We start from the raw sequence: 13,829 nt of genomic DNA on the forward strand, positions 1-13,829 counted from the left end.
TCTACCTCAGTTTCAGGGTTGCAAGGCCAATCAGTACCAGGATCACGGTGATGATCCAGAATCGGACGATCACCCGGGGCTCTGGCCAGCCCTTGAGTTCAAAGTGGTGGTGGATCGGCGCCATGCGGAACACGCGCTTGCCGGTCAGCTTGAAGGAAGCGACCTGGATGACCACCGACAGGGTTTCCACCACGAAGATGCCGCCCATGATGAACAGCACGATTTCCTGGCGCACGATGACGGCGATGGTGCCCAGCGCGGCGCCCAGCGCCAGCGCGCCGACGTCACCCATGAACACTTGCGCCGGGTATGTGTTGAACCACAGGAAGCCCAGGCCGGCACCGATCAGCGCGCCGCAGAACACGATCAGCTCGCCCGAGCCCGGCACGTAGGGGATCAACAGGTACTCGGCAAACTTCACGTTACCCGACAGGTAGCAGAAGATGCCCAGCGCGCCGCCGACCATCACCGTCGGCATGATTGCCAGGCCGTCAAGGCCATCGGTGAGGTTGACCGCGTTGCTCGAGCCGACAATGACGAAGTAGGTCAGTACGACGAAGCCGACGCCCAGTGGAATGGTGACATCCTTGATGAACGGCAGGATCAGCGTGGTCTCGACGCTGGTTGGCGCCGTCTTGTACAGGAACACTGCCGCCGCCAGGCCGAACACCGACTGCCAGAAGTACTTCCAGCGGCTTGGAAGGCCACGGGAGTTCTTTTCGATCACCTTGCGGTAGTCATCGACCCAGCCAATGGCACCGAACGCCAGGGTGACGATCAGCACAACCCAAACATAGCGGTTGCTCAGGTCGGCCCACAGCAAGGTGCTGACGGCGATGGCCGACAGGATCAGCGCACCACCCATGGTCGGGGTGCCGGACTTGGACAGGTGCGATTGCGGGCCGTCGTTACGCACGGCCTGGCCGATCTGGCGAATTTGCAGGGTACGGATCATCCAGGGGCCCAGCCACAGCGCCAGGGACAATGCGGTCAGTACCCCAAGAATCCCGCGCAGGGACAGGTACTGAAAGACCGCAAAGCCTTTGTGGAACTGTTGCAGATACTCGGCCAACAGCAGCAGCATTAATGTTTCTCCCCGCTGGCACCGCACAATGCCGCTACGACGTTTTCCATCGCAGCGCTGCGCGAGCCCTTGATCAAGATAGTGGTGTCACTGGCATTCTCGGCGCTAACCGCATCGATCAGCTCAGCTTGAGTAGCGAAATGGCGGCCATTGGCGCCGAACGCCTTGACCGCATGTGTCATGTTGGAACCCACTGCGTACAGGGCGTCGACCTTGCCACGCGCGTAGTCACCCACCTGACGGTGGCCTTCTTCCGCCCATTGCCCCAATTCGCCGATATCCCCAAGCACCAGAACGGTGCGTCCGGAAAAGCCGGCGAGTATATCAATGGCTGCGCACATAGAGGTGGGATTTGCGTTGTAACTGTCGTCGATTACCCGTACCCCGTTCGGCGCGATCTGCGCCACGGTACGCCCCTTGACCGGTTGCACCGCAGCCAGGCCGGCGGCGATGCCGCTCAGGCTCAGACCAACGGCATGTGCAGCGGCGGCGGCGGCCAAGGCATTGCTGACGTTGTGTTCACCCAGCACATTGAGTTGCACGGCTACCGTTTCACCGGCGCCATGCAGGGTGAAGGACGGGCAGCCACGGGCATCGCGACCAATGTCTGACGCGTGGAAATCGGCCTTCGGGTTGCTGCGTGCGAAACTGACAACCTTGTGCGCACCGGCACGCGCCTTCCAGATATCAAAGGCTTTGTCGTCCAGGTTGAGAATGGCAATACCGCCTTCGCCCAGGCCTTCGAGAATCTCGCCCTTGGCTTCGACGATCTTTTCCGGGCCGCCGAATTCACCAACGTGGGCAGTACCGGCATTGTTGATAATGACCACCTGCGGTTGCGTCAGGCCCACGGTGTAGCGGATTTCGCCAATGCGCGAGGCGCCCAGCTCGATCACTGCTGCGCTGTGCTCCGGTGCAATCTCCAGCAGTGTCAGCGGTGCACCGAGGTCATTGTTCAAGTTGCCGCGGGTAGCGTGCACCAGGCCACGGGTACGCAGGATGCTGGCGAGCATTTCCTTGACCGTGGTCTTGCCGCTGGAACCGGTAATGGCCACTACAGGCTTGTCGAAAGCCGCGCGGTTCAGGGCGCCGAGCTGACCCAGTGCTACCCGGCAATCCTTGACCAGCAGCTGCGGCAGGTCGACACCGGCCACTTCACGCTCGACCAGGGCAGCCACTGCGCCTTTGGCTTTCACATCCGCCAGGTAGTCATGGCCATCGAAACGCGGGCCGGCCAGGGCGACGAACAGCTGCCCGGCGCTGACACTGCGGCTATCGATGCTGACGCCGGTGAACGTGGCGTCGCCACCGATGTGTTGACCCTTCAGTGCTGTGGTCAGCTGGCTGAGTGACAACGGCTTAAGCATGTGGAGCCTCCCAGGCTGCAAGTGCCTTTTCGGCTTCGGTCAAATCGGAGAAATCATGGCGCTCGCCATTGATCTCCTGGTAATCCTCGTGCCCCTTGCCGGCCAGCACGATCACATCGTTGGCAGCGGCGGTGGCAATCAGGTGCGCAATGGCTTCGCCACGCCCGGCGACGAACTCGACGTCGTCAGGCCTGGTGAAACCGGGGCGAATGTCATCGAAGATGCGCGACGGATCTTCAGTACGCGGGTTGTCGTCGGTGACCAGTACGCGGTCGGCCAGGCGCTCGGCCACTTCGGCCATCAGCGGGCGCTTGCCGCGATCACGGTCACCGCCGCAGCCGAACAGGCACAACAGTTTGCCATGAGCGTGCGGGCGCAGGGCCTCGAGTACTTTTTCAAGTGCATCCGGCGTGTGCGCATAGTCGACCACCACCAGCGGCTTGTCGCCGCCACCCAGGCGCTGCATGCGGCCTACCGGCCCCTGCAGTTGCGGCGTGACCTTGAGGATCTCGTCCAGCGCATAGTCCAGCGCCAGCAGGGTCGCGACAGCGGCCAGCATGTTGCTCAGGTTGAAGCGACCCAGCAGTTGGCTGCGCAAGATACGCTCACCTTGGGCGGTGACGAGGGTGGCGCGCACGCCATCGTCACTGAATACGGCTTCGCGGCAGAACAGCGAGGCTTCAGGGTTTTCCAGGCTGTAGCTCAGCAGCCGGGTTTCGATATGGTCGACACTCGGGCGACGCGCAAAGTCGGCCGCCAGACGACGACCAAAGTCGTCATCCAGGTTGACCACCTGGCAACGCAGGCTCGGCCAGGCGAACAGCTTGGCCTTGGCGGCCTCATAGGCTTCCATGCTGCCGTGATAGTCGAGGTGGTCGCGGGACAGGTTGGTCATCACCGCGATGTCGAATTCCAGTGCGGCAACCCGGCCTTGCTCCAGGGCATGGGAAGACACTTCCATGGCCACGGCCTTGGCGCCGCCTTTCTTGAGGTCGTTGAGGGTCGATTGCACGGCAATCGGGTCGGGCGTGGTCAGACGGCCGCTCTGCAACTCGCCGTAGAAACCGGTCCCCAGGGTGCCAATCAGGCCGCAGCGCTGGCCAAGCAGGTCGAGTGCCTGGGCTACCAGTTGGGTCACGCTTGTCTTGCCGTTGGTACCGGTCACGCCGACCAGATTCAACTGGCGGCTCGGTTCACCGTAGAAGCGCCCGGCGATGTCTGACAGCTGAGCGATCAGGCCTTTGACCGGAATCAGCGGCGCATCGGTCAGCGGCAGCACGCTGGCACCCTGCTCTTCATAGGCCACGGCGGCAGCGCCACGGGCCAGGGCATCGGCGATATGCTCGCGGCCATCGACCTTGGCACCCGGCACCGCCAGGAACAAGTCACCCGGGCGCACATTACGGCTGTCCAGGGTCAGCTCACGAATCAATGGATCACGGCTGGCGTGGGCGAAAAGTTTGCTTAGTGGCATTGTCATCATCCACGCCCTCCCTTGGCGGCTGCTGCATTGACTTGCGATTGCACGGCGGGTGCAGGTGCAGGTGGCGGCAGGTTGTCTGGCGGCACGTTCATCAGGCGCAGGGTGCCGGACATGACCTTGCTGAATACAGGCGCCGATACCAGACCACCGAAGTAGCCGCCCTTGCCCGGCTCGTCGATGACCACAACGATGGCGTAGCGCGGGTCGCTCATTGGCCCGAAGCCGGCGAACAGCGAGCGGTAGGCGTTTTCGGTGTATCCCTTGGCACCCACGGTGGCCTTACGCGCGGTGCCGGACTTGCCGGCCACGTGATAGAACGGCACCTGGGCACGGAAGACGCCGCGCGGCGCTTCGATCACCTGCTGCAGCATGCCTTGAACGGTTTCGGCGACATCCTTCGGAATGGCCTGCACAGCTTCCGGCGCCTTGTCGACCTTGATGATCGACAGCGGCACCATCTTGCCGTCGTTGGCCAGCGCCGCGTAGGCATGCACCAGCTGCAGGGCAGTCACCGATACGCCGTAGCCATAGGACAGGGTTGCGGTCTCGGCCTTGCGCCACTCACGGTGGTTGGGCAGGTTGCCGACACGCTCACCCGGGAAGCCAAGACCGGTGTACTGGCCCAGGCCGACCTGGGACATGACCCGGTAGATGGCCTCGCCGCCGATGTCGAAGGCGATCTTGCTCATGCCAACGTTACTGGAGTTGATCAGGATGCCGGTCAAATCAAGAATCGGGCCCTCGCTGCGCGACACGTCCTTGATGGTGTAGCGACCGATCTGCAGGCTGCCAGGGTACACCTCGACCTTGTCGGTAGTCTTCCAGCGGCCGCTCTGCAACGCCGCACTCATGGAGATCGGCTTGACCGTGGAGCCAGGCTCGAACACGTCGATGATCGCCCGGTTGCGCATGGCCGCCGGGAACATGCTACGGCGGTTGTTGGGGTTGTAGGTCGGCTGGTTGACCATGGCCAGGACCTCACCGGTCTTGACGTCCATGATCACCAGGCTGCCGGCCTTGGCGTCCTGTTCGGCAATGGCATTGCGCAGCTCGCGGGTAGCCAGGTACTGCAGGCGCAGGTCTATCGACAACGCCAAGGTCTTCCCGGCCTTGGCGTTCTTGGTTACCTGAATGTCCTTGATCAGCCGGCCGCGCCGGTCCTTGATCACCTGGCGCTTGCCGGGCACACCGGCTAGCCACTCGTCATAGGCCAGCTCCACCCCTTCACGACCGTGGTCGTCGAGGTCGGTAAAGCCGACCATGTGTGCAGTCACATCGCCGGCCGGATAGAAGCGGCGGAATTCTTCCAGGCCGTACACACCAGGCACTTTAAGGTCGAGCACGTGCTGGCCCTGCTCGGGGGTCAGCCCCCGGACCAGGTAGATGAACTCTTTGTTGGCCTGCTGGGTCAGGCGCTCGATCAACTGCTGCGGGTTTTGCCCCAGCGCAGCGGCCAATTGCGGCCAGCGCTCCCTGGAGGCCTGCATCTCTTTGGGGTTGGCCCACAAGGTGGTGACCGGGGTACTCACGGCCAACGGCTCACCGTTGCGGTCGGTAATCAAGCCGCGGTGCGCCGGGATGGGGATGTGACGCAGGCTGCGTGCATCGCCCTGGCCCTTGAGGAAGTCACGGTCAACTACCTGGAGGTCGATGATGCGCCAGCAAATGGCGCCGACCATGATCGCCAGCAAGCCGATCACTACGCGGAAGCGCCACGGGTAGAGTGCACCTTCGAGCTTCATCATGGCGCCACCATCCGGACTTCGTCAGCTGATGGCACGCGCATCTTCAACTGCTCGGAGGCCAGGCTCTCGATGCGGCTGGCAGCAGTCCAGGTACTCTGCTCAAGAATCAGCCGACCCCATTCGGCCTGAGCCTTGTCGCGCTCGTTCAATTCACCGTACAGGGTGTTGAGCAGTTGACGGTTCCAGTGCGCACTGTAGGACACGGCAATGGCCGAAACCAGCACGCCGACAAACAGCAGAAGCATCAGGAAGCTTCCGCCTGGCAAGGGTTTGGCAAGTAGCCTGCTCACCGCAGCTTCTCCGCCACGCGCATCACGGCGCTACGCGACCGCGGGTTGGCCTTGAGCTCGGCCTCGGAGGCGAACTGAGCCTTGCCGATGAGCTTGATTTTCGGCTCGAAGACCTTGTGCTGAACCGGCAGGTTGCGCGGCAGATTGTCAGCCTCACCCTTCACCAGCTTGCGCATGAACAGTTTGACGATACGATCTTCCAGCGAGTGGAAACTGATGACCGCCAGGCGACCACCGACTTCGAGCGCATCGAGCGCAGCCTCAAGGCCAGCCTCCAGGTCGCCCAGTTCGTTGTTGACGTGAATGCGAAGGCCCTGGAAGGCACGGGTAGCCGGGTTCTTGCCCTTTTCCCATGCCGGGTTGGCCACTTTGAGCACCTCCGCCAGGTCGGCGGTACGGGTGAAGGGCTGTTTTTCACGGCGCTCGACCACGGCACGCGCCATGCGCCCGGCAAAGCGTTCTTCGCCGTACTCCTTGAAGACGCGGGCGATTTCTTCCACGGGCGCAGTGGCGATGAACTCGGCGGCACTGATGCCCTGGTCCGGGTTCATGCGCATGTCCAGCGGGCCATCATTGAGGAAGCTGAAGCCACGCTCTGGGTCATCCAGCTGCGGCGAGGACACGCCCAGGTCCAGCAACACACCACTGACCTTGCCGTGCAGGCCGCGCGCTGCGACTTCCGCACCAAGCTCGGCAAAACTGCGCTGCACAATGACAAAGCGGCCGTCTTCGGCCGCCAGCGCTTGCCCCGTGGCAATCGCCTGTGGATCTTTGTCGAAGCCCAAGAGCCGCCCTTGCGGCCCGAGCTTGCTGAGAATCAGACGGCTGTGTCCGCCACGGCCGAAAGTGCCGTCCAGATAGCAACCGTCGGCGCGCAGGGCCAATGCCTCGACAGCTTCGTCGAGCAGGACGGTAATGTGGTTGAAGCCGCTATCTATGGTCACAGGATCAGGTCACGCAATTCGTCGGGCATGGCGCCCGGTTGTTGAATAGCTGCAAGGTCAGCTGCCGAAACCGCGTTCCAGGCATCTTCATCCCACAGCTGGAATTTGTTCAGTTGCCCCACCAGCATCGCCTTCTTGTCGAGCTTGGCGTACTCACGCAGGCGAGGCGGCACCAGGAAACGCCCGCTGCCATCGAGCTCCAGGTCAACCGCATTACCGATCAGCAAACGCTGCAGGCGGCGGTTTTCCTCACGCAACGATGGCAAGGCACGCAACTTGGCTTCTATCTGTTCCCACTCATCGAGGGGATAAACACACAAGCAGGGGTCTACGGCGTCAATGGTCACGATCAGTTGACCATTGCAACGTGAGTCGAGCTCGTCACGGTACCGGCTCGGCATGGCGAGACGGCCCTTTGCATCGAGGCTGACGGCGTTGGCTCCGCGGAACACGGCTGTGATTCCCCACAATGTTAGCTTTTTTGTGTCAGAAAACCCACTTCATCCCACTTTCTGCCACTTGCGCACACTATAGGAATCCGCCCGCAGCACCGTCAAGGCACGTTCATAAGGAAAAGCCTTACAGGACCGAGATTTAGCGCAACAACGGAATGTGGAAGGACTACCAGAGAGAGAAAAACACGAGAAAAATCAAACCCACGCAAACGAATGGAGTTCGAAGTTAAAGTAATTTATTAAGAGTAAGATTTTTTCGGTATTACCAGAGAGGATCTGCTATCGATTCAAGCAGGGAAAGAAAGGTGGAGAGTCGATCTGTAAGCCGGGTTTTGTCGAGGACAGTCATTCCTCTACGACGGCCATCACTGGACGCCTCTAGCAACCTACCCGGTTCCGACGCGGGCCACGCCTGATGGAACCCTATTTGGTCTTGCTCCGAGTGGGGTTTACCTAGCCACGAACTGTTGCCAGCCGTGCGGTGCGCTCTTACCGCACCTTTTCACCCTTACCGGCACCGAAGTGCTTAGGCGGTTATTTTCTGTGGCACTTTCCGTAGGCTCACGCCTCCCAGGCGTTACCTGGCACTCTGCCCTATGGAGCCCGGACTTTCCTCCCCCTGCTGCTCACACAACAAAAAGTTGCGGAACAAAAACAGGCAGCGACTGTCCGATCGACTCTCCGCCGCCAAGGTTACCGGCACGCGCGCGCAAGAACAAGCGCCACCGACATTTATATCAAAATGCCACTACTCGGCTTTCTGCTTTTCCAGGGCAAGTTGATACAAGAGGTTCTTGCGCACCCCGGTAATTTCCGCTGCAAGCGCCGCCGCCCGCTTCAGTGGCAACTCAGCCAACAGCAGGTCGAGCACGCGCTGTGCTTCGGCACTGATGGCCTGCTCGCCCTCCGGCGCACTCCATCCGCCGACCAGCACCACGCACTCACCGCGCTGCTGATTGCTGTCGCCGGCTACGAACGCACGCAACTCAGCCAGCGGCAAACCCTTGAGGGTCTCGAAGGTCTTGGTCAGTTCGCGCGCCAGCAACGCCGGACGATCGCCACCAAATACCGCCTCCATGTCTTCAAGACACTCCAGGATGCGATGCGGGGCTTCATAGAAGATCAACGTGCGCGGTTCTTCCCTCACCTGCTCCAGGCGCGCCCGGCGCCCTGCCTGCTTGGCCGGCAGGAAGCCTTCGAAGATGAAGCGGTCCGATGGCAGGCCTGCCGCCGATAGCGCGGCGATCAAGGCACAGGCGCCCGGCACCGGCACCACGCTCACCCCCGCGGCCCGCGCCTGACGCACCAAGTGGTAGCCCGGGTCGGAAATCAGAGGCGTGCCGGCATCAGAGACGAGCGCCACATTTTCACCCGCCAGCAGCTTGGAGAGAAAACGCCCGCCCTCGTCACGCTCGTTGTGCTCATGACAAGCGGCCAACGGCGTATCAATGCCAAAGTGTTGCAGCAGACGGATCGAATGACGGGTGTCTTCGGCGGCGATCAGCGCCACGTCCGCCAGTACCTTCAGCGCCCGGGCGCTCATGTCGTCGAGGTTGCCGATGGGGGTTGCCACCACATACAGCGTCCCCACCGCGGATTTCGAAGCCCCTGCCACATCAGTCACTGCGCACACCTGTCATTCGGATCAAAGGCGCCATTGTAGCCCGAGCGCCTGCAACAGGGCGCAAAGAAACTCGCCGGCGATCAGGAACACGCCGCCTATAGTGAAGGATCGACACAGCAACATCGCGCCCCGGCCAGTGCTTGGGTACAATTGCCGGCCAACTTGATCGAGTAACAGGACCTTTACATGATCGCTTGCCTGCGGCTGCTCACAGCCCTCTGCCTCGCCGCCCTGCTGGCAGCCTGCGCCAGCTCGCCCTCATCCAGCCTGGGCGAACTGCCACGCACCCCGGATGCCAGCATCGAGCAACTGCTCGAAAAGGCCGCTTCCAGCAAGTCTGCCGAAGACGCCGCCCTGCTGCGCCTGAGCGCGGCCGACCTGGCCTACAAGCAGAAGGACTTCCCACGCGCCGCACGCATTCTCGAGCAGGTCCCGCTGGACACGCTCAAGCCGGCCCAGCAAGTGTTCGCCAGCACCCTCGCGGCGGAACTGGCCATGAGCCGCAACCAGCCCAAAGCAGCGCTGACCGCCCTGGCCCACCCGAGCCTGCAGCGCCTTGCCGAGCTGCCGACAGAACAGCAAGTGCGCACGTACAGCGTGCACGCCGCCGCGCTCGAAGCCGACGGCCAGGCCCTGGCTGCCGCACAGCAGCGCACTCTCCTGGCCCCGCTGCTTGGCGGCCAGGCCGCCAGCACCAACAATGACGCCATCTGGGCCTTGGTTGCATCGCTTCCGGCAGAGCAACTGCAGCAGCCAACCAACGATCAGACCCTGGCTGGCTGGACCAGCCTGGCCTTCGCCGTGAAAAGCGCTGGCACCCTGGAGCAGCAGCAAGCGGCCATCGAAGCCTGGGTCAAACAGCACCCGGACCACCCTGCCGCCCAGCAACTGCCGCTGGCCCTGACCAAACTCAAGGAACTGGCCAGCCAGCCGCTGACCAAGATCGCCCTGCTGCTGCCTCAGGAAGGCCCACTGGCCGGTGTAGCCCGCGCCCTGCGCGATGGCTTCATGGCCGCCCACTTCCAGGCCCAGCAAAGCGGCCAGCCAGCGCCTGCGGTGCAGGTGTTCGACAGCTCGCGTATCGGCTCGCTGGACGACTTCTATCGCCAGGCGCAAGCCGCCGGCGTGCAACTGGTCATCGGCCCGCTTGAAAAACCATTGGTCAAACAACTGGCCGCCAAACCACAGCTGCCGATCACCACGCTGGCCCTGAACTACGCCGACGCTGGCCAGAAGGCGCCGCCACAATTGTTCCAGTTCGGCCTGGCAGCCGAAGACGAAGCCCGTGAAGTGGCCCGCCGCGCCCGCGCCGATGGCATGGTCCGCGCCGTAGCCCTGGTGCCGAGCGGCGAATGGGGTGACCGTGTCCTGGCTGCCTTCCGCCAGGACTGGGAAGGCAATGGCGGAACCCTGCTCGCCGCCCAGCGCATCGCCCAACCGGTCGCCCTGGCCCAGCAGATTGCCGACCTGTTCCAGCTGCGCCAGAGCGAAGGCCGCGCCAAGAGCCTGCAAAGCACGGTGGGCGGCAGCATCGCTGCACAACCGTCGCGCCGCCAGGACATCGACTTCATCTTCCTCGCCTCGACCCCACAACAGGCGCAGCAAATCAAGCCGACCCTGAACTTCCAGTACGCCGGTGATGTGCCGGTCTATGCCACCTCGAACCTGTACAGCGCCAGCGGTGACATCAACCAGTACAATGACATGAACGGCATCCGCTTCTGCGAAACACCGTGGCTGCTCGACACCAGCAACAGCCTGCGTCAACAGGTTGTACAGCAGTGGCCGCAAGCCGCTGGCAGCCTCGGTCGCCTGTATGCCATGGGCGTTGACGCCTACAGCCTGGCGCCGCGCCTGGGCCAACTGAAAGCGCTACCGGACAACCGCGTCCTTGGCCTTTCGGGCAGCCTGAGCATCAATGCCAACCAGCGCGTCGAACGCCAGCTGCCTTGGGCCGAGTTTAGCGGCGGCCAGGTCAAGCGCCTGCCTGATACCGCGCGCTGATGGCCGCAGCATCGCCTACCCGTGCCGGGCAAGCGGCAGAAACCCAAGCCCTTGAGTACCTTCAGGGGCAAGGGCTGCAGTTGCTGGCGCGCAACTGGCGATGCAAAGGCGGCGAGCTTGATCTGGTCATGCTCGACGCCGATACAGTAGTATTCGTCGAAGTCCGCTACCGGTTGCACGCGGGCTTCGGAGGCGCCCTCGACAGTATCGACGGGCGCAAGCAGAAACGGTTGGTGCTTGCCGCCAGCCTGTTCCTGCAGAAGGAGGCCCACTGGGGCAACCACCCCTGCCGCTTCGACGTAGTCGCCCTGCAGGGTAGCCACCATGCAGGCAGACCGCTTCAATGGCTGAAAAACGCCTTCGAATGCTGAACCCACTTCGTTTTTTTTGCTCTATGTATCGCGGGCTGGTCGTTGTTGCGCGTAGCAAAGGCCACCGCCCCATTTAAGGTCACCAGATGGACATGCAATCCCGAATTCGCCGGCTGTTCGAGGCCAGCATCGAAACCAAGCAACAGGCAATGGACATCCTGGCACCGCACATCGAGCAGGCCAGCCTGGTCATGGTCAATGCGTTGCTCAACGAGGGCAAGATGCTCGCCTGCGGCAACGGCGGCTCGGCCGGCGATGCCCAGCACTTTTCATCGGAGCTGCTCAACCGCTTCGAGCGCGAGCGTCCCAGCCTGCCAGCCATCGCGCTGACCACCGATAGCTCGACCCTGACCTCGATCGCCAACGACTACAGCTACAACGAAGTCTTTTCCAAGCAGATCCGCGCCCTGGGCCAGCCCGGTGACGTTCTGCTGGCGATCTCCACCAGCGGCAATTCGGCCAACGTAATCCAGGCAATCCAGGCCGCACATGACCGTGAAATGATTGTCGTAGCATTGACGGGTCGCGATGGCGGCGGCATGGCTTCGCTGCTGCTGCCCGAAGACGTGGAAATCCGCGTGCCTTCGACAGTTACCGCGCGTATCCAGGAAGTCCACCTGCTGGCGATCCACTGCCTGTGCGATCTGATCGACAGCCAACTGTTCGGGAGTGAAGAATGACCCCTATGCGCCTCGGCCTGATGGCCCTGACCCTGTGCCTGAGCGTCACTGGTTGCAGCTCGGTACTCACCTCTACCCGCAATTCGCCGATTGAGGACGATCGCGGCACGCGCACCATCGGTAGCAAGATCGACGACTCGCTGATCGAGACCAAGGCTGCCGTGAACATTTCCAAAGCCAACCCAGACCTGGACAAGGGCTCGCACATCGTTGTCAGCAGCTACAACGGTATCGTCCTGCTGGCCGGGCAGACCCCACGCGCCGACCTCAAGAGCCTCGCGGAGCAAACGGCCAGCCAGGTCCAACGGGTCAAGAAAGTACACAACGAGCTGCAAGTGATGCAGCCCTCCTCCATTCTGGCGCGCAACAACGACGCCTGGCTGACCACCAAGATCAAGACCCAGATGCTGACCGACAACGCCGTGCCCAGCTCGCGCATCAAGGTGATTACCGAAAACGGCATCGTCTACCTGCTGGGTCTGGTCACCCGTCAAGAAGCCAACTCGGCCACCGCCGTGGTGCAGGGCGTGTCGGGCGTGCAGAAGATCGTCAAGCTGTTCGAGTACATCGATTGACTCAGTGATTGCCTGGACAGGCCAAACAAAAAAGGCGATCCATCTGGATCGCCTTTTTTGTTACTTGACCACTTTCAGGCTTGGCCGGCCAGTCGGACGCGGCGGCTGCCCTCCATCGTCTGGCGGGCCATCGCCATCCGGCTGCACATCATCGTCTTCCAGCTCGTCGCCATCCATCGAAGACGGCTCCAGCTCGAAGACCATACCCTGGCCATTTTCGCGGGCGTAGATACCCAGGATTGCACCAACCGGCACGAACAGCGAGTGAGCCACACCACTGAAGCGGCCCTCGAAGCTGACTGCGTCATTGTCCATGTGCAGGCTACGCACGGCACTTGGCGAGATATTCAAGACGATCTGGCCATCACTGGCGAAACCATCCGGCACCTGAACTTTCGGGAATTCGGCATTGACCAGCATATGGGGCGTGCAATCGTTGTCGACGATCCACTCGTACAGTGCTCGAACCAGATAGGGGCGACTGGAGTTCATCAACGGCTCCTTAAAGCTTGCGCATTTCACGTTCTACGGAGGACAGGCTCGCCTGAAAAGGCTCGCGGGCGAACTGGCGCTCCATGTAATCCAGCAGCGGCTTGGCTTGCCGCGGCAATTCGATACCCAACACAGGCAAACGCCAGAGTATGGGCAATAGACAGCAATCGACCAGGCTTTGCTCATCACTCATGAAGCAGGCGAACTCGCCAAACAACGGCGAGACCCCGGTCAGGCTTTCGCGCAAGGCCTTGCGCGCTTCGGTTCGGGCAGCTTCACTGCTACGCGGGTCAAGCACGGTATCGGCCAAGGCACACCAGTCGCGCTGGATGCGGTGCATCAGCAGACGGCTGTTGCCACGCGCAACCGGGTATACCGGCATCAGCGGCGGGTGCGGGTAACGCTCCTCGAGGTATTCCATCACCACGGTCGATTCATACAACGCCAGGTCACGGTCGACCAAGGTCGGCACGCTGCCATAAGGGTTGACCTCGGCCAGCTTCGGCGGCAGGCGGGCGGGATCGACATCGATCAACTGCACGCTGACGCCCTTCTCGGCCAGAACCAGGCGCACCCGATGAGAATAGTGATCAGCGGGATCGGAATAGCAGGCTAACCTGTTGGTTGCGCCCATGTAGCGGCTCCTCGCACGGATGCTTGTGCAACTTTAAATGAAAACGCGCCCGGGGTGGCCTGGCAATACTGCTAGGCCACC

14 protein-coding genes and 1 other RNA gene are annotated in these 13,829 nt (G+C 62.2%); 4 read left to right on the forward strand and 11 right to left on the reverse strand.

All coding sequences use genetic code 11. The features are described from left to right. Window position 1: 1 nt before the first annotated feature. From mraY to rsmI, 9 genes are all read right to left on the reverse strand, one after another. Complete coding sequence (mraY, locus tag LMH93_RS22445) at window positions 2-1,084, reverse strand: phospho-N-acetylmuramoyl-pentapeptide-transferase (RefSeq protein WP_003251852.1); 1,083 nt, start codon at window positions 1,082-1,084, stop codon at window positions 2-4. Next, window positions 1,084-2,451 carry a UDP-N-acetylmuramoyl-tripeptide--D-alanyl-D-alanine ligase gene (locus LMH93_RS22450; RefSeq protein ID WP_108190982.1) on the reverse strand — a complete coding sequence of 456 codons (1,368 nt, stop codon included), beginning with the start codon at window positions 2,449-2,451 and terminating at the stop codon, window positions 1,084-1,086. Before LMH93_RS22450 ends, mraY begins: the two co-directional genes overlap by 1 nt. Then, the gene (locus LMH93_RS22455) at window positions 2,444-3,931 is read right to left on the reverse strand and encodes a UDP-N-acetylmuramoyl-L-alanyl-D-glutamate--2,6-diaminopimelate ligase (RefSeq protein WP_041167361.1); all 1,488 of its coding nucleotides are present in this window, start codon (window positions 3,929-3,931) and stop codon (window positions 2,444-2,446) included. Before LMH93_RS22455 ends, LMH93_RS22450 begins: the two co-directional genes overlap by 8 nt. Further along, entirely contained in the window at window positions 3,931-5,676 is a 1,746-nt protein-coding gene (locus tag LMH93_RS22460; RefSeq protein WP_167398619.1) for a peptidoglycan D,D-transpeptidase FtsI family protein, read from the reverse strand. Before LMH93_RS22460 ends, LMH93_RS22455 begins: the two co-directional genes overlap by 1 nt. Next, window positions 5,676-5,969, reverse strand: a complete 294-nt coding sequence (gene ftsL / locus LMH93_RS22465; RefSeq protein WP_003251845.1) for a cell division protein FtsL — start codon at window positions 5,967-5,969, stop codon at window positions 5,676-5,678. The genes LMH93_RS22460 and ftsL overlap by 1 nt, the downstream gene beginning before the upstream one ends. Next, entirely contained in the window at window positions 5,966-6,913 is a 948-nt protein-coding gene (rsmH, locus tag LMH93_RS22470) for a 16S rRNA (cytosine(1402)-N(4))-methyltransferase RsmH (protein WP_003251843.1), read from the reverse strand. The genes ftsL and rsmH overlap by 4 nt, the downstream gene beginning before the upstream one ends. Continuing rightward, on the reverse strand, window positions 6,910-7,365 hold the full coding sequence (gene mraZ, locus LMH93_RS22475; RefSeq protein WP_004575120.1) for a division/cell wall cluster transcriptional repressor MraZ: 456 nt from the start codon (window positions 7,363-7,365) through the stop codon (window positions 6,910-6,912). The genes rsmH and mraZ overlap by 4 nt, the downstream gene beginning before the upstream one ends. A 308-nt stretch (window positions 7,366-7,673) precedes the next feature. Next, an RNA gene (gene rnpB, locus LMH93_RS22480) (RNase P RNA component class A) lies at window positions 7,674-8,049 on the reverse strand. 67 nt (window positions 8,050-8,116) lie between these two features. Beyond that, entirely contained in the window at window positions 8,117-8,992 is an 876-nt protein-coding gene (rsmI, locus tag LMH93_RS22485) for a 16S rRNA (cytidine(1402)-2'-O)-methyltransferase (RefSeq protein ID WP_003251840.1), read from the reverse strand. Window positions 8,993-9,178: 186 nt separating this feature from the next. Between rsmI and LMH93_RS22490 the strand changes: the two genes are divergently transcribed. The 4 genes from LMH93_RS22490 to LMH93_RS22505 all read left to right on the forward strand — a co-directional run bounded on the left by LMH93_RS22490 (window position 9,179) and on the right by LMH93_RS22505 (window position 12,622). After that, window positions 9,179-10,996: a penicillin-binding protein activator gene (locus LMH93_RS22490; protein WP_230064595.1), complete on the forward strand. Its 1,818-nt coding sequence runs from the start codon at window positions 9,179-9,181 to the stop codon at window positions 10,994-10,996. Next, entirely contained in the window at window positions 10,996-11,367 is a 372-nt protein-coding gene (locus LMH93_RS22495) for a YraN family protein (protein ID WP_012053656.1), read from the forward strand. The genes LMH93_RS22490 and LMH93_RS22495 overlap by 1 nt, the downstream gene beginning before the upstream one ends. A gap of 86 nt (window positions 11,368-11,453) precedes the next feature. Continuing rightward, complete coding sequence (locus tag LMH93_RS22500; protein WP_012053657.1) at window positions 11,454-12,047, forward strand: phosphoheptose isomerase; 594 nt, start codon at window positions 11,454-11,456, stop codon at window positions 12,045-12,047. Beyond that, a complete protein-coding gene (locus LMH93_RS22505) occupies window positions 12,044-12,622 on the forward strand; it encodes a BON domain-containing protein (RefSeq protein ID WP_003251832.1) in 579 nt (192 codons plus the stop codon). Before LMH93_RS22500 ends, LMH93_RS22505 begins: the two co-directional genes overlap by 4 nt. Window positions 12,623-12,682: 60 nt before the next feature. On the opposite strand, the gene LMH93_RS22510 is transcribed toward LMH93_RS22505, so the two are convergent. Together LMH93_RS22510 and LMH93_RS22515 are read right to left on the reverse strand one after the other, a co-directional pair. Continuing rightward, a complete protein-coding gene (locus LMH93_RS22510) occupies window positions 12,683-13,114 on the reverse strand; it encodes a ClpXP protease specificity-enhancing factor (RefSeq protein WP_108190985.1) in 432 nt (143 codons plus the stop codon). A gap of 10 nt (window positions 13,115-13,124) precedes the next feature. Beyond that, on the reverse strand, window positions 13,125-13,748 hold the full coding sequence (locus tag LMH93_RS22515) for a glutathione S-transferase N-terminal domain-containing protein (protein WP_003251828.1): 624 nt from the start codon (window positions 13,746-13,748) through the stop codon (window positions 13,125-13,127). Window positions 13,749-13,829: the final 81 nt, after the last annotated feature.

This window comes from Pseudomonas sp. CIP-10 (genome assembly GCF_020911845.1).
In the GTDB taxonomy this organism is placed as follows: Bacteria; Pseudomonadota; Gammaproteobacteria; order Pseudomonadales; family Pseudomonadaceae; genus Aquipseudomonas; species Aquipseudomonas alloputida.